Origin of the sequence: Brevundimonas diminuta 3F5N, assembly GCF_900163625.1 — a bacterium.
GTDB lineage: Bacteria > Pseudomonadota > Alphaproteobacteria > Caulobacterales > Caulobacteraceae > Brevundimonas > Brevundimonas diminuta_A.
Window position 1 is genome coordinate 1 of sequence record NZ_FUIE01000023.1, and the last position, 25,658, is coordinate 25,658.

General features: G+C 68.3%; 25 protein-coding genes. 9 read left to right on the plus strand and 16 right to left on the minus strand.

Features of this window, described 5'->3' with window-relative positions; all coding sequences use genetic code 11:
- Positions 1-243: 243 nt before the first annotated feature.
- The 5 genes from FM111_RS04670 to FM111_RS04690 all read right to left on the minus strand — a co-directional run bounded on the left by FM111_RS04670 (position 244) and on the right by FM111_RS04690 (position 5,278).
- Complete coding sequence (locus FM111_RS04670) at positions 244-1,587, minus strand: amidohydrolase family protein (protein WP_087139555.1); 1,344 nt, start codon at positions 1,585-1,587, stop codon at positions 244-246.
- Positions 1,588-1,590: 3 nt separating this feature from the next.
- Entirely contained in the window at positions 1,591-3,087 is a 1,497-nt protein-coding gene (locus FM111_RS04675; RefSeq protein WP_087139556.1) for an amidohydrolase, read from the minus strand.
- Positions 3,088-3,203: 116 nt separating this feature from the next.
- Positions 3,204-3,485 carry a DUF167 family protein gene (locus FM111_RS04680; protein WP_087139557.1) on the minus strand — a complete coding sequence of 94 codons (282 nt, stop codon included), beginning with the start codon at positions 3,483-3,485 and terminating at the stop codon, positions 3,204-3,206.
- A gap of 99 nt (positions 3,486-3,584) precedes the next feature.
- Positions 3,585-4,514, minus strand: coding sequence for an electron transfer flavoprotein subunit alpha/FixB family protein (locus FM111_RS04685; protein ID WP_087139558.1), 930 nt, complete (start codon positions 4,512-4,514; stop codon positions 3,585-3,587).
- Positions 4,514-5,278, minus strand: coding sequence for an electron transfer flavoprotein subunit beta/FixA family protein (locus FM111_RS04690; RefSeq protein WP_087139559.1), 765 nt, complete (start codon positions 5,276-5,278; stop codon positions 4,514-4,516). The genes FM111_RS04685 and FM111_RS04690 overlap by 1 nt, the downstream gene beginning before the upstream one ends.
- Before the next feature lie 125 nt (positions 5,279-5,403).
- On the opposite strand from FM111_RS04690, the gene FM111_RS04695 reads away from it, so the two are divergent.
- On the plus strand, positions 5,404-5,745 hold the full coding sequence (locus tag FM111_RS04695) for a hypothetical protein (RefSeq protein WP_087139560.1): 342 nt from the start codon (positions 5,404-5,406) through the stop codon (positions 5,743-5,745).
- A 10-nt stretch (positions 5,746-5,755) separates the two neighbouring features.
- Here FM111_RS04695 and FM111_RS04700 read toward each other — a convergent pair whose 3' ends face one another.
- Entirely contained in the window at positions 5,756-6,328 is a 573-nt protein-coding gene (locus tag FM111_RS04700; RefSeq protein ID WP_087139561.1) for a cob(I)yrinic acid a,c-diamide adenosyltransferase, read from the minus strand.
- A gap of 43 nt (positions 6,329-6,371) precedes the next feature.
- Positions 6,372-6,575, minus strand: a complete 204-nt coding sequence (locus tag FM111_RS04705) for a twin transmembrane helix small protein (protein WP_087139562.1) — start codon at positions 6,573-6,575, stop codon at positions 6,372-6,374.
- Between the two features lie 171 nt (positions 6,576-6,746).
- Between FM111_RS04705 and FM111_RS04710 the strand changes: the two genes are divergently transcribed.
- From FM111_RS04710 to FM111_RS04720, 3 genes are all read left to right on the plus strand, one after another.
- Positions 6,747-8,864, plus strand: a complete 2,118-nt coding sequence (locus FM111_RS04710) for a TonB-dependent receptor (protein WP_256968092.1) — start codon at positions 6,747-6,749, stop codon at positions 8,862-8,864.
- 125 nt (positions 8,865-8,989) lie between these two features.
- Positions 8,990-9,673 (plus strand): Fe2+-dependent dioxygenase, encoded by a 684-nt coding sequence (locus FM111_RS04715; protein ID WP_087139564.1) that lies wholly within the window; start codon positions 8,990-8,992, stop codon positions 9,671-9,673.
- A 119-nt stretch (positions 9,674-9,792) separates the two neighbouring features.
- Positions 9,793-10,917 (plus strand): hypothetical protein, encoded by a 1,125-nt coding sequence (locus FM111_RS04720; protein ID WP_087139565.1) that lies wholly within the window; start codon positions 9,793-9,795, stop codon positions 10,915-10,917.
- 66 nt (positions 10,918-10,983) lie between these two features.
- Here the strand turns inward: FM111_RS04720 and ahcY are convergent, their stop codons facing one another.
- On the minus strand, positions 10,984-12,375 hold the full coding sequence (ahcY, locus tag FM111_RS04725; RefSeq protein WP_087139566.1) for an adenosylhomocysteinase: 1,392 nt from the start codon (positions 12,373-12,375) through the stop codon (positions 10,984-10,986).
- Positions 12,376-12,609: 234 nt separating this feature from the next.
- Here ahcY and FM111_RS04730 point away from each other — a divergent pair, with 234 nt between their 5' ends.
- From FM111_RS04730 to FM111_RS04745, 4 genes are all read left to right on the plus strand, one after another.
- Entirely contained in the window at positions 12,610-14,103 is a 1,494-nt protein-coding gene (locus FM111_RS04730) for a methyl-accepting chemotaxis protein (RefSeq protein WP_087139567.1), read from the plus strand.
- Positions 14,104-14,181: 78 nt separating this feature from the next.
- Positions 14,182-15,540, plus strand: coding sequence for a metal-dependent hydrolase family protein (locus FM111_RS04735; protein WP_087139568.1), 1,359 nt, complete (start codon positions 14,182-14,184; stop codon positions 15,538-15,540).
- Between the two features lie 67 nt (positions 15,541-15,607).
- Positions 15,608-16,624, plus strand: coding sequence for a biotin synthase BioB (gene bioB / locus FM111_RS04740; protein ID WP_087139569.1), 1,017 nt, complete (start codon positions 15,608-15,610; stop codon positions 16,622-16,624).
- Entirely contained in the window at positions 16,621-17,127 is a 507-nt protein-coding gene (locus tag FM111_RS04745) for a GNAT family N-acetyltransferase (protein WP_087139570.1), read from the plus strand. The genes bioB and FM111_RS04745 overlap by 4 nt, the downstream gene beginning before the upstream one ends.
- Here FM111_RS04745 and FM111_RS04750 read toward each other — a convergent pair.
- The 8 genes from FM111_RS04750 to rsfS form a co-directional block, all read right to left on the minus strand.
- The gene (locus tag FM111_RS04750; protein ID WP_256968093.1) at positions 17,124-17,462 is read right to left on the minus strand and encodes a hypothetical protein; all 339 of its coding nucleotides are present in this window, start codon (positions 17,460-17,462) and stop codon (positions 17,124-17,126) included. The genes FM111_RS04745 and FM111_RS04750 overlap by 4 nt on opposite strands.
- A 59-nt stretch (positions 17,463-17,521) precedes the next feature.
- Entirely contained in the window at positions 17,522-17,719 is a 198-nt protein-coding gene (locus FM111_RS04755; protein WP_087139572.1) for a hypothetical protein, read from the minus strand.
- 62 nt (positions 17,720-17,781) lie between these two features.
- On the minus strand, positions 17,782-19,005 hold the full coding sequence (locus FM111_RS04760; protein ID WP_087139573.1) for a hypothetical protein: 1,224 nt from the start codon (positions 19,003-19,005) through the stop codon (positions 17,782-17,784).
- A gap of 204 nt (positions 19,006-19,209) precedes the next feature.
- Positions 19,210-20,451, minus strand: a complete 1,242-nt coding sequence (locus tag FM111_RS04765; RefSeq protein WP_373407954.1) for a divergent polysaccharide deacetylase family protein — start codon at positions 20,449-20,451, stop codon at positions 19,210-19,212.
- Between the two features lie 96 nt (positions 20,452-20,547).
- A complete protein-coding gene (locus tag FM111_RS04770) occupies positions 20,548-21,960 on the minus strand; it encodes a S41 family peptidase (protein ID WP_087139574.1) in 1,413 nt (470 codons plus the stop codon).
- Positions 21,961-22,109: 149 nt separating this feature from the next.
- Positions 22,110-23,204, minus strand: a complete 1,095-nt coding sequence (locus FM111_RS04775; protein WP_087139575.1) for a murein hydrolase activator EnvC family protein — start codon at positions 23,202-23,204, stop codon at positions 22,110-22,112.
- Positions 23,204-23,668 (minus strand): 23S rRNA (pseudouridine(1915)-N(3))-methyltransferase RlmH, encoded by a 465-nt coding sequence (gene rlmH, locus FM111_RS04780; RefSeq protein WP_087139576.1) that lies wholly within the window; start codon positions 23,666-23,668, stop codon positions 23,204-23,206. Before rlmH ends, FM111_RS04775 begins: the two co-directional genes overlap by 1 nt.
- A 4-nt stretch (positions 23,669-23,672) precedes the next feature.
- Positions 23,673-24,107, minus strand: a complete 435-nt coding sequence (rsfS, locus tag FM111_RS04785; RefSeq protein ID WP_179205022.1) for a ribosome silencing factor — start codon at positions 24,105-24,107, stop codon at positions 23,673-23,675.
- A 227-nt stretch (positions 24,108-24,334) separates the two neighbouring features.
- On the opposite strand from rsfS, the gene FM111_RS04790 reads away from it, so the two are divergent.
- Positions 24,335-25,528, plus strand: coding sequence for an acyltransferase family protein (locus tag FM111_RS04790; RefSeq protein ID WP_256968094.1), 1,194 nt, complete (start codon positions 24,335-24,337; stop codon positions 25,526-25,528).
- The last annotated feature ends 130 nt before the right edge of the window (positions 25,529-25,658 follow it).

Sequence of the window (25,658 nt, forward strand, 5' to 3'; positions counted from 1 at the left end):
AGTAGGGGGCGCGCTTAATATAACCCGCTCATCCCGGCGGACGCCGGGACCCAGTTCTTTGGCTTCAAGCTGGACATTGGAAACCGCTGTGCGCGGAGTCCTCACTGGGTCCCGGCGTCCGCCGGGATGAGCGGAAATCAGCTGTCGAAGCCAGTTAGCACCGATTAGCCGGCGGACATCAGGAATGCGAAAAAGGGCGCCGCGGTCTCCCGCAGCGCCCTTCCGTCTTCAGGCCGTGAAGCCTCAGTTGCCGTAAGCAGGCGGCATGGCCCCTTCGCCGCCGGTGCGGTAGCGGTCGCGCAGCAGCAGGTTGCGCGCCTGCAGCGGCTGCTCCACCCCGTCGATCAACACGGCCGAGGGCTGGCTCAGCGGCTCCAGCGGATCGCCGGACCAGACCACGACGTCGCCCGCAGCCCCGGCCTTCAGCTCGCCGAACTGGCCGTCGAAGCCGAAAATGCGGGCCGGGTTGACCGTGATCGCCTGAATGGCCGCCGCGAAGGGCAGGCCGTGCGAGACCGCGTTGCCCGCGTTGTAGCGGATATCGCGGGCGCGGTGGGTCGAGCCTTCATTGCCCTTGATGGCGATGACCACCCCGGCCGCGTTCAGCGCCGCCGCATTCTGCATCCGCGCCGCCCGGCTTTCGAAATTGCCCGGCAGGTTGGTCAGGGGATGCAGCAGCACAGGCACGTTCGCCGCCGCGATCTCATTGGCCACCAGCCAGCCTTCGGCGGCGCCGTCCAGGATGACCTTCACCCCTTCTTCGCGCGCCAGACGCAGCACCTGCTGGATGTCCGAGGCGCGGTTGACCGTGACGATCAGCGGCATCGAACCATTGGCCACCGGGATCAAGGCCTCCAGGTCGGCGCGGGACAGGGACAGGTCGCGCAGCGCCGCCCGGTCATAGGCGGCCTTGTTGCGCGCATAGAGGCGCGTCTCGGCCATGGTCTCCTTGAATAGGACGAACTCGGCGCCGCGCGCGCCGCCCGCCACGCCCTTCCCAGCCTCGCCGAACGGGGCGACCATGGCCACGCGCGGCTTCACCAGGATGTCGGCGCCGCCCAGCTTGATGACCGCCGCCTGACCGGCGAACAGGCCCGGCGACTGGAAGCCGCCGTGACCGGCCCCGGCGAAGTCGGAATCGTCATGGCTGTGGCCGCCGCCCGAGCCCGCATGCTGAGGCGTGACCACCGCGCGGGTGACGCCGCCCAGACGGGCCGTCGGCAGGGTGAAGGACCACGGGTCCAGACCGTAGGACAGGTCGAAGGCGGCCGTCAGGGTGTTGGCGTTGTTCGACAGATCATTGGAGCCGCGCACAGAGCCGACTTCCGAACCGCCGAGCCCGGAATCAACCGCGACGAAGCCGGGGGTGACGATTTTGCCGCGCGCGTCGATGACCCGCAGCCCGGCCGGCGCCGCGCCGGTTCCGACCGAAACAACCGTGCCGTTACGGATGACCACCGTGCCGTTCTCGATCACCGAGGTTCCGGTCAGCACCTGGCCGCCGGTGATGGCGACGTCCTGGGCCAGGGCGGGGCCGGTCAGGGCGAAGGCCGCGACAGCGCCCGCAAGCAGAGTTTTGATACGCATGGTTCAGCGAGCTCCCTGGGCGACGCCGGCGGCGGCCTGACCGAAGCCGGGCTGGCCCAGTTCGAAATCGGACACGGGCTGGAAGGCGGGATTCTGACGATCGAAGGCCAGGCCGCCGTCGATGAAGACCTGATCGGCGCGAGCGTAGATCGAGAAGGGATCGGCGCTCCAGATCACCACGTCGGCGCGCTTGCCGCTCTCCAGAGAGCCGGTTTCCTTGTCGATGCCGATGGACTTGGCGGCGTTCAGCGTGATCCAGCTGATGGCGTGCTCTTCGGCGATGTTCATCCCCGCGCGGCGACCGGCCGACAGGGCGGCGGCGGCTTCCTGGTTCAGGCGCTGGATCAGTTCGGCGTCGTCCGAGTGGATGACGGCGCACGAGCCTTCGGGCGCGTCGGTCAGGGCAGCGTTCTCCTCGATGCCGTCCAGGGCCTCCATCTTGAAGCCCCACCAGCCGGTCCACATGGCGGCGCAGACGCCTTCACGGGCCAGCAGCGGCGCGATCTTGTAGGCCTCGACCGCGTGGTGGAAGGTGGTGATCTTGTAGCCGAACTCCTTGGCCACATCGAGCATCACCGCCATTTCGTCGGCGCGGTAGCAGTGGTTCTGGATCAGGATCGAGCCGTCCAGAACGCCCGCCAGGGTCTCAAGCTGCAGGTTGCGGGTCGGGGGCGTGCCCTGGCCGTCTTCGCGCCACTTGTCCCACTTGGCCTTGTAGTCGCGCGCGGCGATGAAGCTAGCGCGATAGCCCGCGACATTGCCCATGCCGGTGGCCGGCGAGGTGTTGCGCGAGCCGTAAACGCGCGACGGGTTCTCGCCGCAGGCCATCTTCAGGCCGTAGGGGGCGTTGGGGAACTTCATCCCCTGCATCGTCACGGAGGGGACGTTGCGCAGGGTCACGCCGCGACCGCCGAACAGATTGGCCGAGCCGGGCAGGATCTGCACCGTCGTCACCCCGCCCGCGCGGGCGGTGTTGAAGCCGGGATCCTGCGGCCAGATCGAGTGCTCGGACCAGACCTGGGCGGTGTTGGGGTTGGTGGCTTCGTTGCCGTCGCTCATCCCCTGCACGCCGGGCGAAGGATAGACGCCCAGGTGGCTGTGAATGTCGATGATGCCCGGCGTGACGAAGCGACCGCGCGCATCCACCACCTGATGGCCCGCCGGGACCGGGGTGTTCGCCCCGCCGACGGCGGCGATGCGGCCGTCGGTGACGACGACGACGCCGCCCTCGATCTTCTGGCCCGCGCCGGTCAGCACCGTGGCGCCGACGATGGCCATGTTCTGGCGCGGCAGGCCGCGATAGGTCGAGGGATAGGGGTCAGTGTTGGCCCAGCCGTCCAGCCCCGGCGCCATCGTGCGGTCCTTGGAGGACGACGTGGCGGAGGCCGTCTCGGTCTTGGGCGCGGCGTCGCCGGTCGTGGCGCAGGCCGACAGGCTGAGCGCGCCGAGCGCGCAGGTGAGAACGGCGAGGCTTGGACCCCGCAGGCGACTGAACAACATGGGCGAGCCCCCTCGCGCCCGCGAACTGCGGGCAGACAATGGCGCGTATACAATCGCCAGTTTCCGTCAGGGTAAAGCTCTAAAAGCCGCCGCTCGCGGCAAAGTCAGACGCAGGCTCAGGCGTCTGCCAGACGCGCGCGGACTTCGGCGTCGGTCAGGCCGTCGACCTCGATCATCTTCAGCCGCGACTGTCCGCCGCGCGCCAGGGTCACGTCGCGCTTGGGCACGCCGAGCACCTTGGCCAGCAAAGCGGTCAGGGCGGCGTTGGCCTCGCCCTCCACCGGCTGGGCGCGGACGCGGACCTTGAGCACCGGACGCCCGTCCGGGTCGACGTCCCAGCCGTCGATGCGGTCGGCGGAGGCGCGCGGGGTCAGCTTGATGGCGAGGCGGGCGGTCATGGCGGCGTGTTTGGCCTATTCGCTTGAGAGGGCGGCGAGCAAAGAAAACGCGCCGGACGATCTCTCGCCCGGCGCGCTTCAACTCAGCCTGTGGCGCCCTTAGCCCAGGGCGGCCATCAGCTCCGGCACGGCGGTCTTGTAGTCCGCGACCAGGCCATAATCGGCGACCTGGAAGATCGGGGCGTCGGGGTCCTTGTTGATCGCGACGATCACCTTGGAATCCTTCATCCCGGCCAGGTGCTGGATGGCGCCCGAGATGCCGATGGCGATGTAGAGGGCCGGGGCCACGACCTTGCCGGTCTGGCCGACCTGGTAGTCGTTGGGGGCGTAGCCCGCGTCGACCGCCGCGCGCGAGGCGCCGACGGCGGCGCCAAGCTTGTCGGCCAAGGGGTCCATGACGGCGTGGAACTCTTCGGCCGAGCCCAGGGCGCGGCCGCCCGAGACGACGATCTTGGCGGCGCCCAGTTCGGGGCGGTCCGACTTGACCATTTCCTCGGAGACGAAGGCGGTCTTGGGCGCTTCACCGGCGGCGACGCTCTCGACCGAAGCCGAGCCGCCTTCAGCGGCGGCGGCGAAGGCCGTCGGGCGCACGGTGATGACCTTCTTGGCGTCGGCCGACTGGACTGTCTCCAGCGCGTTGCCCGCATAGATCGGGCGCACGAAGGTGTCGGCCGAGACGACCTCGACGATGTCCGAGATCGGCGCCGTGTCCAGCTTGGCGGCGATGCGCGGAGCGAAGTTCTTACCGTCAGTGTTGGCCGGGGTCAGGATGGCGTCGTAGTTCCCGGCCAGCGGCAGGACGGTGGCCTCGACGGCTTCGGCCAGGCCATGGGCGACGGCGTCGCCCTCGGCCAGCAGGACCTTGCGCACGCCCGCGATCTTGGCCGCAGCGTCAGCCACGCCTTGCGCGCCCTTGCCCAGCACCAGCACATCCACGTCCGACGACAGCGCCAGGGCGGCCGTCACGGTCTTGTGGGTGGTGTCGCGAACAACCGAACCGTCGTGGTCGGCGATGACGAGAACGGCCATTACAGAACCCCTGCGTCTTTGAGCTTGGAAACCAGTTCGGCCGCATCGGCGACCTTGACGCCCGCCGAACGCTTCGGCGGCTCCGTCACCTTCAGCACCTTGAGGCGGTCGGCCGTGTCGACGCCGTAGTCGGCGACCGCCTTCATGGCGATCTCCTTCTTCTTGGCCTTCATGATGTTCGGCAGCGACGCATAACGCGGCGTGTTCAGGCGCAGGTCGACCGAGACCACCGCCGGCAGGGTCGCCGACAGGGTTTGCAGGCCGCCGTCGACTTCACGGGTGACCACAGCCTTGCCGCCGTCGATCGCCAGCTTGCCGGCGAAGGTGGCCTGCGGCCAATCCAGCAGCGCGGCCAGCATCTGGCCCACGGCGTTGTTGTCGCCGTCGATCGACTGCTTGCCCAGCAGCACCAGGTCCGGCTTCTCTTCGTCCACCACGGCCTTCAGCACCTTGGCGACGGCCAGCGGCTCCAGGTCCGTGTCCGACTGCACCAGGACGCCGCGATCGGCGCCCATGGCCAGGGCCGTGCGGATGGTTTCCTGCGCCTGGGTCACGCCGATGGAGACGACGACGATTTCCGTCGCCGTGCCTGCGGCGTGGTGTTCCTTGCCTTCCTTCAGCCGCACGGCCTCTTCGACGGCGATTTCGTCGAAGGGGTTCATGCTCATCTTGACGTTGGCCAGGTCGACGCCGGTCTGGTCCGCCTTCACGCGGGCCTTGACGTTGCTGTCGATCACCCGTTTCACCGGGACGAGTACCTTCATGAGCCTATCCACTTGGTCATCGAAATGTCGGTCGAGGGATTGGACCGACGAAACGAGCCTGTCAACGTAACGCTACGTGAACTGCGGTCGTGTCGCGGACGCATTTTTGATCTATTGAGACTGGCATGAAACGCTTCCTGACGATCCGGCGCCTCAGCTTCATTTTCTTCAGCCTGTTCGCGGTGACGCTGGCCGGGGTGTTCATCCTGCAGCGTTTCTGGGTCGATCCGGGCGATCGCTGCACGGCCAAGGGCTATTGGTACGACATGGAGACGCGCATCTGCGCGCAGCCCCTCTATATCCCCGACATCACCGGCCGCCCGGCCGGGACGACGCGGGCCGAGGCGTCGAACAAGGCCAATCAGGAACTGCTGAGCCTGGAAGATCAGGTCAACGCCGAGAAACGCGCCCGCGTCGCCGCCACCAAGGCCGAGCGTGAACGGGTGAACGCCCTGCGATCGCAGTAGGCGCCGCGCTTCAGCGCGTCGCGCCCGGCCGCCACAGGACATCGCCCGCGCCGTTGGCGTTGGCGCGGCGGGCGGCGACGAACAGCAGGTCCGACAGGCGGTTGAGGTAACGCACCGCCTCCGGGTTCACGACTTCGCCCGATTCGACCAGGCGCACGGCCTCGCGCTCGGCCCGGCGGCAGACGGTGCGCGCCAGGTGCAGATGCGCCGACAACGGCGAACCGCCCGACAGGATAAAGCTGTCCAGCGGCTTGAGGCTCTCGTTCATCCAGTCGATCTCGGATTCCAGCCGCTCGACCTGGGAGGCGATGATGCGCAGGGCCTCCCACTTGGGCGCCGGCTCCATCGGCGTGGCCAGATCGGCGCCGAGATCGAACAGCTCGTTCTGGATGCGGCCCAGCATGGCGTCGATGCGGTCGTTCTGACCGCTGTTCAGACGCGCCACGCCGATGACGGCGTTCAGTTCGTCCACCGCGCCATAGGCCTCGACCCGCGCATCGGTCTTGGACACGGGCGCGCCGGAAGCCAGGCGGGTCTGCCCGGCGTCGCCGGTGCGGGTGTAGATCTTGTTTAGCGTCACCATGGCGCGCCCTCCCCTATCTCTTGGCGGTCTTGTCGGCCGCGCGTCAGCCCGCGTGGGTGCGCTTCAGCCACATGCCGATCATCAGCAGCAGCACCGCCACCGCCTGAAGGATGATGCGCAGGCGCATCAGCTTGTTCGAGCGGACGCTCGCCCCCTCGCCGCCCTTGTTCAGGTTGTAGAGGCCGAAGCCGAGGGTGACGACGACGCCGGCCACGGCGATCAGGATCAGAATGTCGATGAGGTCCATGACCGCTTCTTAGGCCCGACCGCATTCCCGCGCCAGACGTGTCGAACCGGGGCGCAATTGCGACCTATTCGCACACCCCCATTGCAACCCCGCGCCCGACGCTGTTGAGAGGCGTTCTCATTCTTAAGACCCTCGTGAAGGCTCCCTCCTTCCGAAACTCGGAGTTCCCATTTGTCCAGCCTCCTGCCCCCCATGTCCGCCGCCCTGCTGTTAGCAGTTCCGGGCGCCGCCATGGCGCAATCCCAGACCGCCAGCCCCGCCGTCACGGAGGTGGATGAGGTCGAGGTGATCGGGCGTCGGGCGGGCGAACCCAGTGGACCGCAGTTCACGGCGCCCCTGCGCGACACGCCGAAGAGCGTCACCATCATCAGCCGCGAACTGATCGAACAGCGCGGCGCCGCGTCCCTGGCGGACGTGCTGCGCACGACTCCGGGGATCTCGCTGGGCTCCGGCGAAGGCGGCACGCCCGTCGGCGATCGCCCCTTCATCCGCGGCTATGAGGCCAGCACCGACATCTTCATCGACGGCGTTCGCGACCTGGGCCGTTTCGCCCACGAAGCGTTCAACATCGAACAGGTCGAGATCATCAAGGGGCCGGGTTCGGCCTACAGCGGTCGCGGCTCGACGGGCGGCAGCATCAACATGGTCAGCAAGCGTCCGCACGCCGACAACTTCATCTCGGGCTCGGTCGGCGCCGGCACCGACCAGTATATGCGCTCGACGCTCGACCTGAACCGCATGCTGACGGACAAGTTCGCCGTACGCCTGAACCTGATGAGCCATCAGGCGGACACGCCGGGCCGCGACTACGTCAACTCCGACCGCTACGGCTTCGCTCCCTCGCTGGCGTACCGCATTTCGGACAGCACCAGCATCCACCTCGGCTACTACATGCTGCGCGCGAACGATCTGCCGGACCTCGGCCATCCGTTCGCCGTCGACGGCAGCGGCGAGCCGGTCAAGGTGCGCCGCGACAACTTCTATGGCGTGAAGGGTCGCGACGCCCGCCGCAACAACGCCGACATCGGCACCTTGACCCTGGAACACGAGTTCTCGAACGGCTTCCAGTTCACCAACGTCACGCGACTGGCGGAATCGACCAGCCAGTACATCATGTCCCGCCCGACGATCCACGTCGCCTCGGGCCTGGTGAGCCGCGACGTCCGCACCGGCAACCGCCGCAGCGAGACCTGGGCCAACCAGTCGGCCCTGCGCGGCGACTTCAATCTGGCGGGCATGCGCAACCAGTTCGTGGCCGGCCTGGACTTCTCCGAAGAAAAGCTGCTGACCGGCGCCACCCCGGCGAGCGCCCTGTTCGCCGTCGGCCGCACCGATCTGCAGAAGCCGAACGCCACCGAGCCCGCCTATCGCGGCCCGACGCTCAAGGATTTCAGCGACGACTACAATGACCTGAGCAACCGCACCCGCACCCAGGCGGTCTATGTGTTCAACACGACGGACTTCAACGACAAGTGGTCGCTGAATCTGGGCCTGCGCTATGACGACTACGACGTCACCGACGGCGACGTCTCTAACCGCTCCAAATTCTGGAACTACCAGGCGGGCCTGGTCTACAAGCCGCGCGAGAACGGCAGCATCTATCTGTCGTACGGCACCTCCTCCAACCCGTCGGGCGAGACGGCTGGCCAGTCCGGCGGCGCCGACGGCTCTGCGGGCGGCGGCCTGGGCGGGGCGCGTCCGAATTTGGACCCGGAAGAAAACCGTAGCTTCGAACTGGGCACCAAGTGGGATGTGTTCAACAACCGCCTGTCGCTGACGGCGGCGATCTTTGAAACGGAAAAGACCAACCAGCGCGCCACCGATCCGGTCACCGGCGAGGTCGCCCTGATCGGCAACAACCGCACGCGCGGGATCGAGCTGGGCTTCTCCGGCAACGTCACCGACGCCTGGGCGATCTACGGCGGCTACACCTACCTCGACCCGAAGATGCTGGATGACGGCGCGGGCTCCAACGACGGCAAGCGCCTGAAGTTCATCGCCGAGAACAGCTTCAGCGTGTGGAGCACCTACACGATCCAGAAGTTCACCGTGGGCGGCGGCGCCACCTATATGTCGGACCGCTGGATGAACGACGCCAATACGCTCGGCGTGCCGGCCTACTGGCGCTACGACCTGATGGGGTCTTATGAGATCGACAAGAACGTCAACGTGCGGGTCAACATCCAGAACCTGACGGATGAGACGATCTACGAAGGATCGCACGTCGGTCTCTTCGCCAACGTCGGCCCCGGCCGATCCGGCTTCGTGTCGTTGAACTTCAACTTCTAAGCCATTCGCCGGACAGCCCCGCCCCTCTGTGAGGGCGGGGTTTTCCTTTGACCCAGCCCCCTGCGAATGTGAGGAGACCGCGAAGCTCGAACGCTTCGACCTCACGCCGTACGGAGATATCGGCCATGTTGGTGCACATCCGAAACGTCCTGAACCGCGAACAGGTCCAGCAGTTTCGCACCCTGATGGACGCCGCCGACTGGACGGACGGCAACCAGACCTCCGGCGCCCAATCCGCGCTGGCGAAGAACAACACCCAGCTTCCCGAGGGCTCGCCTCTCGCCAAGCAGTTGGGCGCCGTCATTCTGGACGCGCTCGGCGCCTCGCCGCAGTTCGTCTCGGCCGCGCTGCCGCTCAAGGTCTTCCCGCCGCTGTTCAACCGCTATCAGGGCGAGCAGTCGTTCGGGCTTCATATCGACAACTCCATCCGCATCCTGCGCGGCAGCGACTTCCGCATCCGCAGCGACCTGTCGTCGACCCTCTTCCTGTCCGATCCGGACGAATACGACGGCGGCGAACTGGTCGTTCAGGACACCTTCGGCGAGCAGCGGGTGAAGCTGCCCGCCGGCGATCTGATCCTGTATCCCGCCTCGAGCGAGCATCTTGTGACGCCCGTGACGCGCGGCGCCCGCGTGGCGTCCTTCTTCTGGACCCAGAGCATGGTGCGCGACGATGCGGCGCGCCGGATGCTCTACGACCTCGACACCGCCATCCAGGGGCTGGTCCCCGTCATCGGCAACGACGACCCGCAGGTCATCAAGCTGACGGGCGTCTATCACAACCTGCTGCGCCGCTGGGCCGAGTGCTGAGTCCCGGCTGAACCCCTTCCTCCCCGACTGACCGGGCCGCCTCCCTTGGGATGCGGCCCGTTTTTTTGACCTGCGCCAAACTAAGCCGTTGGTCACTTTTGGCTGGCAGGGTGGCCGCCATGACCGATCGCGCCATCCGCAATCTTGAACACCTGCGTCGCACCGCCTCGACGGCGCGCGTGCTGAACCTGCTCAAGGTCTATGACGAGCACGGCGACAGCGAGGACTGGGCCGAACACCCCATGTTCCGCAGCCCGGCCCTGAACCGCGCCCTGATCATCAAGCACCGGCTGCGGCGCAATGAGACCGACGCCTTTCCGGGCCGTCGCCAGGTCGCGACCAAGATCGTGGTGCCGATCGACAGCACCGATCTGAAGACCGGCGGCCGCTTCATCTTCGTCAATCAGATCGGTTTCGAGCGCGCCATGCACGAGGCCTTCGGCGTCGATCCCGACCACCTGGACCTGAAGACCCTGCGGCTGATGGATCAGCTGCCGTCGCTGGACCCCTTCCTGCTGCGCGAGCAACTGCGGCGCGGCGGCGTGGACGCAGCGCCCTGCTACTTCGCCCTCAGCGAAGCCGACCTGGAGCGGATGCAGGAGTTCGTCCAGAAGGAGATCGAGCCGCTGGTCACGCTCAGCATCGGCGACGGCGTGGTCGCCGCCGGATCGACCGCTCGCATGGCGTCGAAAATCCTGTCTAACGCCCCCGGCGACCGACTGGACGCCCTGCGGCTGACGCTGAAGCTGGAGCCGGAACAGTATCAGGAAGGCGTCTTCTGCTGGAAGGGCTTCCTCTACTACAAATGGGCGCTGACCAGCCTGATGGCGGACATTGTGCACGTCGCCGACGAGGTGGGAACGGTCCAGCCCGTCGGCCCCAGCGACCAGGCCGCCAAGGACTACATCACCCGCGGCCGGGCCGTGCTGCGCGGGCGCATCATGAAGACCTGCGAAGAGGTCAGCCGCACCCTGCGCTATTACGACGACGCCTATGCGGGGCTGACGCGCGAGGGCAATCCCGTGGCCTTCCGCGACTTCCTGCTGGAGGCGCCCGCCCTGTTCACCCGCCTGGGCGACCAGCTGGGGGCGGTGCAGCACATCGTCAGCTTCTGGCGCTTCCGCTTCAGCCCCAAGGCGCCGCCGGTCGGCGTGGAGGAGCTGATCGACATATTCATGGACTTCGAAACCGGCCTGATGGGACGCGGGTCCGACGAGTTCGATCCACGCGACATCGCAGCGTAGGCGCAAAAAGAAAAACCCCGCGCCGTCGCCGGCGCGGGGTTCTGTCTTTCAGACCCGAGACAGGTCCTAGTAGCGATAGTGTTCCGGCTTGAACGGGCCTTCGACCGGCACAGAGATGTAGTCGGCCTGCTCCTTGCTGAGCGTCGTCAGCTTGGCGCCCAGCTTGGCCAGGTGCAGGAAGGCGACCTTCTCATCCAGATGCTTGGGCAGGGTGTAGACCTGGTTCTCATAGGCCTTGGCGTTGGTCCACAGCTCGATCTGGGCCAGCGTCTGGTTGGTGAAGGACGCCGACATCACGAAGGACGGGTGGCCCGTGGCGTTGCCCAGGTTCACCAGACGGCCTTCCGACAGCAGGATGATCTTCTTGCCGTCCGGGAACTCCACGTGGTGGACCTGATCCTTGATCTTGTCCCACTTGAAGTTCTTCAGGCCCGCGACCTGAATCTCCGAGTCGAAGTGGCCGATGTTGCAGACGATGGCATTGTTGCGCATGGCGCGCATGTGTTCGACGCGGATGACGTCCTTGTTGCCCGTGGTGGTGACGAAGATGTCGGCCTTGTCTGCGACGTCTTCCAGCGTCTGGACCTCATAGCCTTCCATCGCCGCCTGCAGGGCGCAGATCGGGTCGATCTCGGTGACGATCACGCGCGCGCCGCCGTTACGCAGCGAAGCGGCCGAGCCCTTGCCCACGTCGCCGTAGCCGCAGACCACCGCCACCTTGCCCGACAGCATGACGTCAGTGCCGCGACGGATGGCGTCGACCAGCGATTCACGGCAGCCGTACAGGTTGTCGAACTTCGACTTGGTGACGCTGTCGTTGACGTTGATGGCGGGGAACGGCAGTTCGCCGCGCTCGGCCATCTGATACAGGCGGTGAACGCCCGTGGTCGTCTCTTCCGACACGCCGCCGATGGCGTCGCGGATGGCCGAGTAGAAGCCCGGCTTTTCCTTCAGATAGCGCTTCATGACCGAGAAGAGGGCTTCCTCTTCCTCGTTCTGCGGGTTGTCCAAAACGCTGGCGTCCTTCTCGGCCTTCGGGCCCAGCACGCACAGCAGGGTGGCGTCGCCGCCGTCGTCCAGGATCAGGTTCGGATAGCCGCCGTCAGCCCATTCGAAAATCTTGTGGGCGTAGTCCCAATATTCGACCAGATTCTCACCCTTGAAGGCGAAGACCGGCGTGCCCGACGCGGCGATAGCGGCGGCGGCGTGGTCCTGGGTCGAGAAGATGTTGCACGACGCCCAGCGCACTTCGGCGCCCAGGGCTTCCAGCGTCTGGATCAGCACAGCCGTCTGGATGGTCATGTGCAGGGAGCCGGCGATGCGGGCGCCCTTCAGCGGCTGGGACGCGCCGTATTCCGCACGCAGCGCCATCAGGCCCGGCATTTCGGTTTCGGCGATGGCGATTTCCTTATTGCCGAAGTCGGCCAGGGAGATGTCGCGGACGATGTAGTCGGTCATGCAGAAATATCTTTCGGCCACTGTCGGAGGTCGCCGTCGCTATAGCGCGGCGAGACGGTCGGAGCAATCAAGACATAAGGATGTCTTTATATGAACGGTTACTTGCCTGAATCGTAGGTGTCCCGACCAGTTAAGGGAATCTACGCAATCCGGGCTTAACCCGGCCAATACCCTCTTGATGACAAGGGGTATTAAGGGCTCTCCCCCGCCCTGCCGTTGAAACGAGTTTGCGTCATGGCTTCCCACGAGATCGACCGCCGCATGAATTTCATGGGGCTGGGTCGGCCGTCCGCCGGTTACAGCGCCATCTCCGCCCTCCTGCGTCGGAACGCGCCCCTGGCCCTGGCCGCCTTCTACGACAAGGTGCGCGCCGAGCCCGAGACCCGCCGCTTCTTCCGTGACGAAGGCCATATCACCGCCGCCAGCAACGCCCAGCAGCGCCACTGGGACGCGATCATCGACGGTCGCGCCGACGAGGACTACGCCGCCTCGGTGCGCACCATCGGCCGCGTCCACGCCCGCATCGGCCTGGAGCCGCGCTGGTACATCGGCGGCTACAGCGTCATCCTGGCCCATCTGACCCGCGCCATCATCGAGCGGCCCAGGAAGCTGTTCGCCAATCGCCGTGAACACGACCGCATCACCGCCGAGGCCGTGGCCGAACTGAACCAGCGGGTCATGCTGGACATGGACCTGGCCATCTCCATCTACCTCGACGCCCTGCAGGAAGAGCGCGACCGCGTGCAGGCCGAGCACGCCGCCGCCGAGGCCCGTCAGGCCGAGGTCGTGCGCGCCCTGGGCGCCGCCCTGCACAGCCTGGCCGACAACGACCTGTCCGTGACCATCCCCGACGTCTTCCCCGAGGAATACCGCTCGCTGCAGAACGACTTCCACGCCGCGACCCGCGCCCTGCGCACCGCCGTGCGCGCCGTGGCCGACAGCGTCGAGAGCCTGAGCGCCGGCTCCAGCCAACTGGCCGTCGCCTCCGAAGACCTGGCCAGCCGCACCGAGCGCCAGGCCGCCAACTTGGAGCGCACCGTCAACGAGGCCGACGCTATCGCCCGCCAGGTCGCATCGACCGCCGACGGCGCGCGCCAGACCGCCGAGGCCCTGGCCGCCGCCCGCGCCGATGTCGAACACACGACCCGGGTGGTCGGCGACGCCGTGTCCGCCATCCACGCCATCGCCGAATCCTCGACCGAGATCGGCCGCTTCACCAGCCTGATCGACGAAATCGCCTTCCAGACCAATCTGCTGGCCCTGAACGCCGGGGTCGAGGCCGCCCGCGCGGGCGACGCCGGACGCGGCTTCGCCGTCGTGGCCCAGGAAGTACGCGCCCTGGCCCAACGCTCGTCCGAGGCCTCGGGCGAGATCCGCACCCTGATCTCCACCTCCTCGGCCCAGGTGGCGCGCGGCGTCGATCTGGTCGAGCGCACCGGCGCGGCGCTGGAGCGTATCGGCGCCAAGGTCTCGGCCGTCGACGGTCTGGCGGGCGGCATCGCCGGCTCGGCCCAGGAACAGTCCGACGGCCTGGCCCGCGTCCGCCGCGCCATGGGCGAGATGGACGACATCACCCAGCAGAACGCCGCCATGACCGAAGAGGCCACCGCCGCCGCCCGCCAGTTGGCCAATGAAGCCGTCAGCCTGAACCAGCAGGTCGCCCGCTTCCGTCTGGATCGCTCTGTCGCCGCCGGCGTCGTCGCGACGGGACCGCGTCTGGTCGCCTGACCCGACGCGCAAATCCAACTGGCGCAAGGCGACAGACGCGGGCTAACAGACTCCCCGAGTTCCAAGGGGGGAGTATCCATGATGAAGACCTTGTTGACGACGGCCGCCTGCGCCCTGGCCCTGGCGGCCGTCGGCGCGCCTGCAGCCGCCAAGATCGCCGCGCCCGTCGCGCCGACAGGCGCCGCGCCCGCACCCGGCGTCGTGACCCTGATCCAGGCGGGCCGCCTGCTGGACCGGCCGGGCCAGGCGCCGCGCGGGCCGTCCACCCTGGTGGTGCGCGACGGCAAGGTGGTCGAGGTGCGCGACGGCTTCGTCGACGCCGCCGCCTTCCCCGGCGCCTTGGTGGTGGACCAGCGCGACCGCTTCGTCCTGCCCGGCCTGATCGACAGCCACGTCCACCTGGTGTCCGACGTAGCGGGCCAGGCCGGCTTCCTGGCGGAGATCACCGACAATCTGCCGTCGCGCGCCTACAGCGCCGCCATGAACGCCCGCAAGACGCTGATGGCGGGCTTCACCACCGTGCGGAACCTGGGCGACAGCGGCGGCGTCACCCTGGCCCTGCGCGAGGAGACGGCGGCCCACCGCCTGGCCGGACCACGCATCATCGACGCCGGGAACAGCATCTCGACCACCTCGGGCCACATGGACGGACGGCTGGGCTTCAACGACGACTTCCGCGAACACATCGCCCACGACAACGTCTGCAACGGCGCCGAGAGCTGCCGCGAGGCGGTCCGCCTGCAGGTCGGGCGCGGCGTCGACGTTATCAAGATCGCCACCACCGGCGGGGTCAACAGCCGCATCGGCGCCGGACTGGGCGCCCAGATGTTCGATGACGAGGCCAAGGCCCTGATCGACACGGCGCACCTCTATGGCAAGAAGGTCGCTGTCCACGCCCACGGCGCCGACGGCATCAACCTGGCCCTGCGGATGGGCGTCGATTCGGTCGAGCACGGCACCATTTTCGACGACGAGACGCTGCAACTGCTGCGCCGCACCCGCGCCTATTACGTCCCGACCCTGTCGGTGGTGAACGGCTATACCGAGCGGCTGGCCGCCGATCCGGAAGCCTATCCGCCGGAAGTCCTGGCCAAGATCCGCTGGCGCATCGAGATCACCGGCCAGTCGCTGCAACGCGCGGTCCCGGCGGGCGTGCGCATCGCCTTCGGCACCGACGCGGGCGTGTCCAAGCACGGGCGCAACGCCGATGAGTTCGAGCTGATGGTCAAAAACGGCATGACGCCGGCCGCTGCCATCGAGGCGGCCACCGTCAACGCCGCCGACCTGCTGGGCGTCTCGGCCGAGATCGGCACGCTGGAGCCGGGCAAGCGCGCCGACGTCATCGCCGTAGCGGGCGATCCGCTCAGCGACGTGACGACGCTGAAGTCCGTGGCCTTCGTCATGCGCGACGGCCGCGTTTACAAGGACGAACGCTGAGCCAAAGAACGACGCTGCGTCACTTCCGGCTTGGCCGCGCCCGCGCGCGCGGCTAAGCCGTCGTCCCATGGCTGACGACGCATCGATCCGACCCGCCCGCGATTATTCGATCCCTCGCCACGACTGGACTGTGGAGGAGGTCGAGGCCCTGTTCGCCCGCCCCTTCATGGAGCTGGTGTTCGAGGCGGCGACGGTGCACCGGCGCACCTTCGACCCGAACGAGGTGCAGAAGTCGCAGCTGCTGTCGATCAAGACCGGCGGCTGCGCCGAGAACTGCGGCTACTGCTCGCAGTCGGCCAGCTTCAAGACCGGCCTCAAGGCCGAGAAGCTGATGGAGCCGACCGCCGTCATCGCCGAGGCCATGGCGGCCAAGGCGGGCGGGGCCAGCCGCTTCTGCATGGGCGCCGCCTGGCGCGAGCTGAAGGACCGCGACACGCCCAAGCTGGCGGCCATGATCTCGGGCGTGAAGGCGCTCGGTCTGGAGACCTGCGCCACGCTCGGCATGCTGAACGCCGACCAGGCGAAACAGCTGAAGGACGCGGGCCTCGACTACTACAACCACAACCTCGACACCGGGCCTGAGTACTACGCCGAGGTGGTGACGACCCGCTCCTATCAGGACCGGCTGGAGACGCTGCAGCACGTTCGCGACGCGGGCATGAACACCTGCTGCGGCGGCATCGTCGGCATGGGCGAGAAGCGCCGCGACCGCGCGGGCCTGCTGCACGCCCTGGCCACCCTGCCCGTCCACCCCGACAGCCTGCCGGTCAACGCCCTGGTCCCCGTCGGCGGCACGCCGCTGGGCGAGCGGGTGCTGAAGGAAGGCGAGATCGACCCGATCGAGTTCGTCCGCACCGTCGCCGTCGCCCGCCTGGTCTGCCCCAAGTCGATGGTCCGCCTGTCGGCCGGGCGCGAGGGCATGACGCCGGAGATGCAGGCCCTGTGCTTCCTGGCCGGCGCCAACTCCATCTTCGTCGGCGGCAAGCTGCTGACCACGCCGAACCCGGAAGAGGACGACGACGCCAAGCTGTTCGCCCTGCTGGACCTGAAGCCCATGCCCGCCAAGGGTTGCGACGCCCATTGATCCACGTCCGCCCGACGCACGGAACGGACATCGACCGTCTGGAAGCGGTGGAGCGGTCAGCGGCGACGTTGTTCCGCGCCCTGCCCGACCTGGCCTGGATCGCCGACGATCATGTCGCGGGACCGGACGTTCACCGCACGGCTGTTGAACAGGGCCTGTCCTGGGTCGCGGTCGATGGAGCGGACCAACCGATCGGCTTCCTGATTGCCGCCGAAAAGGACGCGGACCTGCATATCCTTGAGCTGTCCGTCGCGGCTGAACATCAGGGGCGTGGCGCCGGACGGGCGCTGATGGCGGCCGCGCGGCAGGAAGCCGAGGTCCGCGCCAAACGAGCGCTGACGCTGACCACCTTCCACGCCGTTCCGTGGAACGCCCCCTTCTACGCGCGCCTGGGCTATGCGGCGCTCACTGCCGCGACGACGCCCGCCTATCTGCGCGAGATCCTGGCCGCAGAAGCCGCTCACGGCCTGACCGACCGCGTCGCCATGCGGCTGACGCTTTAGCCCTGCCGGGCGAGCCAGCCTCGCACCAACCTGAGGTGCAGAGCGTGAGCGCCGATCCACGCCAGACCCATGACGATCAGAACGCCGAAGTACCGCCGCGCGTCCGCGCCCTCCAGAGACCCCAAGAGGCTCGCCAACGCCGTGGCGAGCAGGGTCAAGGCCGCGAGGACAGGCGTGAAGCTCAAGGCGACATCACGCGGCGCGCGCCATGTGGGTCGACCGTCAAATCCCCACTGCATCGGCAGCCGCATCTCGCGCGGCAGACCTCTCGCAAAGCGCCAGGACATGGCCGCCAGCACGACCACAAAAGCCAAAGCCAAAACTAGAGCGAACATCGTCATATCGACAGACGATCACGCCTACCCGAGACGATCAAGCCAAAGGCCCAGTTGAACTACTTGCTCATCCAGGGACGCGAGGCCCCGCTCTTGATGCGGGCCGCCTGTTCGCGCTGGAAACGCCCGCCGCGCGGCGGCTTGGGCCGAGCGTCGATCGCCGCCTTCTTGAGCCGCAGCGCCCGCTGCACGGGCGTTTCGCCCGGAACGGCGTCCGCGGGTTCGGCGGCGGGGGCGTGATCGTCTTCGGTGCTCATACTCACGATGTAGCACATCCGCCTCGCCCCCTGTCCATCGCGGCGGCGCCGATCAGGAGAAGTCAGGGGCGACGTCGAATCGTCCAGTCACCCCCGCGCGGCCCCGGCGCCGTTTCCCAACCCGGCTTGAGCGTCAGCGTCCAGCCCTCTCCCTTCAGGCCGTCGTCGGTCGACAGGACGCCGTCATGAGCCACCGTGAGACGCGACCAGTCCGTCGACAACAGACCGTCCCGCTCGACCTCCAGAACACCCCAGTCCGCCGCGACGCGAATGACGCCGTAAACCGTCCCTTGGGGCGGCAAGGGCGTCACACGGTTGGGATCGAAGTTGAAGTTGGCTCCGGTCACCGGCGCGACCAGCAAGGGGCCGTCCACCAGACGGGCCCTGAGATGCGCGATGCGGACCGCCTGCACCCGCGCCCGCTCGGCCTCCTCGACCTGAAGCGCCCCTGCGTCGTAGCGCGCGCCGCGAAGGGCGAAGGATTCGTCATCCGCAGCAGGCGACAGACCCAACGCCTGCGACAGCATCTGGGCCAGACCCTCGCGCCGATCCCAATTCGTCCGCCACTGCGGCGCCGCCGTGTCCAACAGCACGCCATAGGCCGGTCCCGTATAGTAGGCGAAGGATCGAGCGTATTCCCGCACCCGGTCGCCCTTTTCCAGGTGTTCGGCCAGATGGCGGACCATCGCATCGTCGCGCGAGAGGCGGCGTCCGGTGTATTCGGCGACCCCTTCGTGCCGTTCCATGGCGTCCTCGGCCACCTCAGCCTCGGGGAAGCGAGCATATCGCCAAGCGCGGAAGCTCAGCGCGTCCTCAGCCGCGCGACGGCGCTCAGCCGGGTCGTTCGCGACAAGCGCCGCCGACAACGCCCTCAACTCGAGCCGCAACGACACCCGCCCCGCCTCGGTCGCCAAGTGCGGCTGATCGGCGTTGACCGCCTTGAGGCCGATCTCATCCTGGATGCGGTGCCAGGCTTCGTGCATCAGCAGGATCGACCGCGCGGGCTCGTCCCCGGTCAGAGGCGCGATCAACATGGTCCACACGCGGCCATTCCAGCGCACGGCCGTGTTGGCGATCGGCACGGCGTCTGGAAGACGCCCCTGAAAGACTTCGCCATTTCGTTCCAACGGCGTGTCGACGCCGTCTGTATTGGCGATAAATTCGCGCGTAGCAGGATCGGCGAGCATCATCGGCCCGCACAAGCTGACGCCCCACAAGCCGTTGTCGTCAGCCTCGCATAAAGCCTGCGCCTGATCGAAGGCGGCCGTCGCCGATGCGGCGTCCAATCGCGATTGCGCGGCTACGTCTCCCACCGAAAAAAGAAGCAGAACCGCGCCCAGGCCGAGCCGTCTGCAAACGGGATATAGCGGCATGTCTCCCCCTTCCGATGACAATCGTCCGCGGCCCCCTCAAGAGCGGACGTCGATCATATGGCGGAGCTTGTAACGGCGAAAATATGACGCGGCGGCGTGCGCGCGGCGGACCTGGCCCTACCGCCCCGGTCGCCGGGTCATCGCCGAGGCGGGGGCCAGTTGCAGGCCGCGGGCTTCCAGGCCCGCCGTCCAGCGGGCGGCGGCCTCGACGGTGACGGGGTAGGAGAAGCCGGTTCCCAGGGCCGCGCCGTTGGTCTTGGCGGCGGCCTCCAGGGCGTTGAACTGGCGCAGGATGGCGGCGGGGGTCTGTTCCTCGTCGACGACGCGGTCGGCGCTGGCGCGGGCGAAGGCGCCGGGGCGGCGGCGCATCGAACCGTCGTCGAGGAAGGCCAGGCCGCGCTGGCGCAGGTTGCTCATCAGGGCCGTCACGCCCTCGTCCGAGGTCGCGAACCGGTCGCCCAGATAGTTGGTCACGCCGAAATAACCCGTGGCGCGCGCCAGCAGCCAGTCCAGCTTGACCGCCACATCGTCGGCGCCGCCGCTCGACAGCAAGGTATAGGGGCCGGGATCGTTGTCGGGATAGCCGGTCGGCTCCATCGGCAGTTCGATCATCACCTCATGGCCGTGGGCGCGGGCCATGTCGATCCAGGTCTGAAGGCCTTCGGCGTAGGGCACGAAGGACAGCGTCACCTCGGCGGGCAGACGCTCGATCGCCGCGCGCGTGGTGGCGCTGTTCAAGCCGAGGCCGCCAACCACCAGGGCCACCATCGGCTTGCCGTTCGAGCGGAAAGGCCGGGCGTAGGCCTGGGCCGGGACGCGGCCGTCGGCGGCGATGCGCGGCAGGGGGCCGTTCGGGCCGGGCTGGAACAGACCCGCGATCGGCGCCTTGGGCAGGGGGTTTGACGGCGCGCGCACCGGGGCGCTGAAACCCTGGCCCGAGGCCACGCTGGCGCCGTCCGGCAGGGTGATGAGGGCTTCGCCCGCCATCCCGGCGCCGCTCTCGCCCATCAGGGCCGGATCGATGGGGCCGAGGTCCTGATAGATGTCCAGACCGCTGAAACCGAAGGCTTCTGCGCCGGTCGGAGCCGTATCGGCGGCGACGGGCCGCTCCAGCACGGCGCTGGCCGTCGGCGCGCCCGCGCGCGGGTCGCCCAGCACGGCGACGAACAAGGCGGCGGCGCCGATGACGAAGACCCCGGCCGCGCCCGCCGCGACGGGCGGCTTCTTCAGGGCGTTCAGGACCGGCTCCATGGCGACGCGCGACCGGGGCTCCGGCGGCGCGCCTGCGGCGGCGGCGAGGGCGGACTGGCGCTTGGCGAACATGGTCAGGGCGGCGGCTCGGGCTTGCAGGCGCCGCACAGACGCGGCGCCCCTCAGCCTCAGTTAAGCCCTGCGTCGGTTAAGAAAGCCTAACGGCGCGTTCACCACGTTCGCAGGACGCGCCGAATGCGACGATCAGTCCGGCTTCGGTTCGTCCGGCTTGATCGTGACGGTCGGCGTTTCGGGCGTGTCGGTCTTCGCCTCGGCCGTCTCGACCTTGTCTTCGCCGGGTTCGGTGATGACGATCCCCTCGGGCGCGGCGGCCAGCTTGGTCAGGTCGCCGCCGGCGCGCAGCACGTCCAGCGCCCGCTGCAGCTGATAGTCCTTGTCCTTGGCGTAGTCGGCGCCCGGCGCTTCGCGCGGGGTGTGCGGGCCCTTGCGCTCGGCCCCGATGGAGGAGTCCAGCGCCGTCGAATAGGCCGCCTCGGAATAGATGAAGCTGGAGCGCGAAACGATGCGCGCCTCGGCCTCGGAGCGCGCGACCTCCAGGTCCGGCTCGATGCCGATCTTCTGGATCGAACGCCCCGACGGCGTGTAGTAGCGCGCCGTGGTGATCGACAGGGCGCCGTCCTGGCCGCCGCGCAGCGGGATCACCGTCTGCACCGACCCCTTGCCGAAGCTGGTCAGGCCGACGACCGTCGCCCGCTCCTGATCCTTCAGGGCGCCCGCCACGATCTCGGACGCCGAGGCCGAGCCGTAGTTGATCAGCACCACGACCGGCAGGCCGCCGGTCAGGTCGCCCGGCTTGGCGGCGTAGCGCTCGATATCCTCGGGCTTGCGGCCGCGCTGGCTGACGATCTCGCCGCGTTCCAGGAAGGCGTCGGAAACGTCGATGGCCGCCGTCAGCAGCCCGCCGCCGTTGTTGCGCAGGTCCAGCACATAGCCCTTGAGGCCCGGCTTCTCGCGCTTCAGCCGCTCGATGGTCTCGGTCAGCTCGCGGCCGGTGTTCTCGTTGAAGGTCGAGATGCGCAAATAGCCGAAGTCGCCCTCCAGACGACCGGTGACGGATTCGACCTTGATGACCTCGCGCGTCAGCACGACCTCGCGCGGCTCCTCGCCGTCGCGCAGGAAGGTGACGGTGACGCTGGTGCCCGTGGCGCCGCGCAGCTTGTCCGAAACCTCGGACACCGTCAGCCCGGCCGCGTTCTGGCCGTTGACGGCGCTGATGACGTCGCCCGCCTGAACCCCGGCGCGGCCCGCCGGGCTGTCGTCCATCGGCGAGATGACCTTCACCAGCCCGCCCTCGGAGGTGATGGTCAGGCCGACGCCGGAATATTCGCCCGTCGTCCGTTCGCGCAGGTCGCCGAAGGCCTTGGCCGGCAGATAGTTGGAGTGCGGGTCGAGCGCCGTCATCATCCCCTGCAGGGCGGCCTCGATCAGCTTCTTGTTGTCGACCGGAACGACATAGGCCTGCTCGACGATGCCCAGCACGTCGCCGAACATCTCGAGCATGCGGAAGGTCTCGTTGCGCGGGGTCTGGCTGGCCACGGCCGCCGCCGATCCGCCCAACGCCAGGGCGGCGGCGCCCACGAGAAGCAGTTTACGCATTCGGTCTCTTTCCATCGGATCCGCTTTCGGCTCCGGTCGTCCAGGGCGGCGCGGGCGCCTGAAAAGGCGCGCACGACAGTTGGCCCGATACAAACAGCGTCTGCGCCGATTTGAAAGGAATTTCGCGCGGTTGCCTCTCGGACGACGTCCTACTGCAGCCAGGGCGCGGGATCGATGGGCCGCTCCTGACGACGCAGTTCGAAATAGGCTTCGCCGTCCTCGCCGGTGCGGCCCAGGGTCTGGCCGTCCCCGACGCGTTGGCCGGTCTCGACCTCCAGCCGGTCCAGACCCGCGATCACGGCGCGCCAGCCGGGACCGAGGTCCAGGATCACCACCTCGCCCCATTCCTTCAGCGGCCCGGCGTAGGCGACGCGGCCGGCAGCCGGCGCGCCCACGGCCTCATGGCTGGAGCGCCAGCTCCACCCGGCCGAGCGGCCGCCGAAACGCTGGGACGGCGCGCCCGCGATAGGCGGCGTCAGGCGGCTGCGGCCCGCAGGCAGGCGAGCGGCCGGAGCTTCTTCCGGCGCCTCGGCGATCCGAGGCGTCTGACCGCCCAGTTCGCGAATGCGCGCCTCCAGCGCCTTGGTGGCCCGCTCGGCCCGCGCCGCCTCGGCCCGCAGGACGGAGCGCAGAGCGGTCTTGCGGGCCGTCAGCCCCTCGATCTCGGCGCGGCGGTCGTTCTGGGCGCTCTCGACGGTGAACAGCCGCTCGCTGGACAGGGCGGCCAGACGGCGGATGCGGCCGATTTCGGCCTGGCGCTCGACCAGGGTTTCAGCCCGGTCCTGAAGCTCGGGCGTGATGGCGCGGATCAGGATGGAGGCGCGCACCGTGTCCACCGCCTGATCGGCCGGGATCAGCAGGGGCGGCGGCGGCTCGCGGCTCATCATCTGCAGAGCGGACAGCAGTCGGCCCTGCGCCGCGCGCTCGCGCGACAGGGCGGCCAGCAAGGCCGCTTCACGATCGCCCAGCTCCTTCAGGCGGGCGCGCTGGGCTTCCAGCTGTACGTCGTCCTCGGCCTCGGCGCGGCGCAGATCGCGCAACTGGCGGTCCAGGTCGACGATCTCCTCGGCGGCGGCGGCGGCTTCGGCCCTCAGGCGACGGGCGCGGGCGGTCTCGTCGCGATACTCGGCCTGAAGCCGGGTCAGTTCGGCGTTCGGCTGGGCCGCGCGCTGGCTGGCCGCCGGCCCGGCCAGGGCCAGCAGCAGGCTGGAGGAGGTCAGAAGAAAAAAGGGCCCGCGTCGCATCAGTCGCGATGATAGGGCGAACCGGCCAGAATGGTCACGGCCCGATACAACTGCTCGGCCAGCATGGCGCGGGCCAGGGCGTGGGGCCAGGTCTGAGGCCCGAAGGCCAGGGTCGAACGCGCGGCGCGGCGCACGCTCTCGTCCAGGCCGTCGGCGCCGCCGATGACGAAAACCACCCGCCGCTCGCCCTGGTCGCGCAGGGTCGCCAGATGGTCGGCGAAGGCCCGCGAAGCATAGGTCTTGCCCCGCTCGTCGCAGGCGATCAGATGCGCGCCCTCGGCGGCGGCGAGCAGCAGCTCGGCCTCCGGCGCCTTGCCTGGCTTCTTCGGCTCAAGATCGATGAGTTCGAGGGGACCCAGGCCCAGGGGCCGCCCCGAAAGGGTGGCCCGCCGGGCGTAGTCGTCGGCCAGGACGGCCTCGGGACCGCGGCCCGGCTTGCCGATGGCCGCGATCGCCAGCTTCATGCAGTCAGTCCCGAGCGGGGCCGCCGCGGTGGGCGCTGTCTACCGCCCAGATCTTTTCGATGTTGTAGAAGGTGCGCACTTCCGGGCGGAACAGGTGGACGATGACGTCGCCTGCATCCAGCAGCACCCAGTCGCAATGCGGCAGGCCCTCGACCTTCACCTTGCCCAGCCCCTGCTCCTTGAACAGGCGCAGCAGGTGGTCGGCGATGGCGCCGACGTGGCGGTGTGAGCGGCCCGAAGCCACGATCATGGCGTCGGTCATCGGGCTCTTGCCGCGCAGGTCGATCAGGACGATGTCCTGCGCCTTGTCGTCGTCGAGTTTGGCGAGGATGGCCTGCTCCAGCTCGGTCGCGCCGACCGGCAGAGGCTGGCGCTCGTCACTACTGGGGCCGTCCTCGGCCTGACCGTCTTCGGAATGGACGGAATCCATCAGGTCCATTTCGTGCGCCGCGTTCGAAACAGCGTCTTGCGCATCATGCGCGGTCGAGGGGGTCAGCGGAGGGCTCCGAGGCGATTACTAAAAGCCGATGATAGCACGCCTCGTGCAAAACGTCACCCACGCCAGGGACAAGAGCCTCTGCGCCTTCTCTCGGCCGCCCCCGGCGAGGGGTGCGCCGTAAAACTGCGTAGACGGATCATGAGCCAGGCTCGTGGAGGGGCGCTGCCGTGACCAGGAATGAAGCCGTCGCCAGGACTGCGCCTGCGCGCGAAAGCGAGGCGGCCGGTACGTCAGGCCGTGCGCCGCCCCACCCCTTCCCGCCGGTGATGGAGCCGTTGACCAGCGTCCGCTTCCTGCTGGCGCTGGGGGTGGTGCTTTTCCACTATCAACTGATGTGGACCCTGCCGCCCGAGGCCGCCGGCCTGTTGAACCGGGCGCGCCTGGGAGTCGATATCTTCTTCATCCTGTCGGGTTTCATCCTCGCCCACGTCTATCTGCAGGGTGAAGGGCCGCCCGACTATCGACGCTTCATCGTCGCGCGGTTCGCCCGCATCTATCCCGCCCACGCCGCCATCATGCTGGGGATGCTGGTCATGGTGCTGGGCGCGGGCCTGGCCGGCGTCGGCCTGGAGCCCGGCCGCTTCAACGCGCCCGACTTCATCCAGTCCATGCTGCTGACCCAGGCCTGGTTCCCGCGCTCCACCATGGCGCTGTGGAACGGCCCCGCCTGGTCCTTGTCCGCCGAGTGGTTCGCCTATCTGATCTTCCCCGTCTACGCCTGGATCGCCTTGCGCCTGAGGGATCGGCCTGTCGTCCTGATCGCCCTGGCGATCACGCTGTTCGCGGTGCTGGACGCCGGCTACCGCATGGCCTTCGGCGTCATCCTGCCGCGCGCCGAAGACAATCTGGGCGTTCTGAGAATCCTGCCTGAATTCCTGTTCGGCATCGGCCTCTACTTCCTGGGCCAGCGCCTGCGCCTCAGCCCCAGGGCCGCAATCGGCGCCATGGTCGTCGCCAGTCTGGCCATGCTGGCCGCCATGCAGGCCTCGCTGGACGACCGGCTGATCGTGGCCCTGGCCGGGCCGCTGATCCTCAGCCTGGCCCTGCTGGCCAAGTCCGGGGCCCGCACCTTCCTGTCGAACCCCGTCTGGTTGTTCGCGGGCGAGGCCTCCTACGCCCTCTACCTGGTCCACATTCCGCTGGTGATGGTCTGGCGCAATGCGATGCAGGCGCTGCTGGGCCTCGACGGCGACTACCGCATGGCCCCCCTCGAACTGGCCGCGTTGCTGGCCCTCACCCTCGCCGCCGCCGCCGTGATCCACGTCGCCGTCGAACAGCCCGGCCGCAGGCTCCTGCGACGCTGGCTCAACCGTCCCGGCGCGCGCGTCGGCGCTCCGCTCACCCAAGGAGAAACCGGATGAACCGCCTCTTCACGCCCGCCGCCGCCCTGGCGCTCTTCATGGCCGCCTAGGCCCCTGCCGCCGCAGCGCATGATCCCGCCTCAAGCGCCCCCGCCGCCCGCCCGACCGCGCAGGCCGACGTCATGGCCGA

Coding starts and splice junctions, on each gene's coding strand:
- FM111_RS04685 (WP_087139558.1), bottom strand. CDS start 4,514: ATGGCCGTTCTCGTCATCGCCGACCACGACGGTTCGGTTGTTCGCGAC.
- FM111_RS04690 (WP_087139559.1), bottom strand. CDS start 5,278: ATGAAGGTACTCGTCCCGGTGAAACGGGTGATCGACAGCAACGTCAAG.
- FM111_RS04715 (WP_087139564.1), top strand. CDS start 8,990: ATGTTGGTGCACATCCGAAACGTCCTGAACCGCGAACAGGTCCAGCAG.
- FM111_RS04730 (WP_087139567.1), top strand. CDS start 12,610: ATGGCTTCCCACGAGATCGACCGCCGCATGAATTTCATGGGGCTGGGT.
- rsfS (WP_179205022.1), bottom strand. CDS start 24,107: ATGGACCTGATGGATTCCGTCCATTCCGAAGACGGTCAGGCCGAGGAC.
- FM111_RS04680 (WP_087139557.1), bottom strand. CDS start 3,485: ATGACCGCCCGCCTCGCCATCAAGCTGACCCCGCGCGCCTCCGCCGAC.
- FM111_RS04735 (WP_087139568.1), top strand. CDS start 14,182: ATGATGAAGACCTTGTTGACGACGGCCGCCTGCGCCCTGGCCCTGGCG.
- FM111_RS04775 (WP_087139575.1), bottom strand. CDS start 23,204: ATGCGACGCGGGCCCTTTTTTCTTCTGACCTCCTCCAGCCTGCTGCTG.
- FM111_RS04675 (WP_087139556.1), bottom strand. CDS start 3,087: ATGTTGTTCAGTCGCCTGCGGGGTCCAAGCCTCGCCGTTCTCACCTGC.
- FM111_RS04755 (WP_087139572.1), bottom strand. CDS start 17,719: ATGAGCACCGAAGACGATCACGCCCCCGCCGCCGAACCCGCGGACGCC.
- FM111_RS04705 (WP_087139562.1), bottom strand. CDS start 6,575: ATGGACCTCATCGACATTCTGATCCTGATCGCCGTGGCCGGCGTCGTC.
- FM111_RS04670 (WP_087139555.1), bottom strand. CDS start 1,587: ATGCGTATCAAAACTCTGCTTGCGGGCGCTGTCGCGGCCTTCGCCCTG.
- rlmH (WP_087139576.1), bottom strand. CDS start 23,668: ATGAAGCTGGCGATCGCGGCCATCGGCAAGCCGGGCCGCGGTCCCGAG.
- bioB (WP_087139569.1), top strand. CDS start 15,608: ATGGCTGACGACGCATCGATCCGACCCGCCCGCGATTATTCGATCCCT.
- FM111_RS04720 (WP_087139565.1), top strand. CDS start 9,793: ATGACCGATCGCGCCATCCGCAATCTTGAACACCTGCGTCGCACCGCC.
- FM111_RS04695 (WP_087139560.1), top strand. CDS start 5,404: ATGAAACGCTTCCTGACGATCCGGCGCCTCAGCTTCATTTTCTTCAGC.
- FM111_RS04750 (WP_256968093.1), bottom strand. CDS start 17,462: ATGTTCGCTCTAGTTTTGGCTTTGGCTTTTGTGGTCGTGCTGGCGGCC.
- FM111_RS04770 (WP_087139574.1), bottom strand. CDS start 21,960: ATGCGTAAACTGCTTCTCGTGGGCGCCGCCGCCCTGGCGTTGGGCGGA.
- FM111_RS04700 (WP_087139561.1), bottom strand. CDS start 6,328: ATGGTGACGCTAAACAAGATCTACACCCGCACCGGCGACGCCGGGCAG.
- ahcY (WP_087139566.1), bottom strand. CDS start 12,375: ATGACCGACTACATCGTCCGCGACATCTCCCTGGCCGACTTCGGCAAT.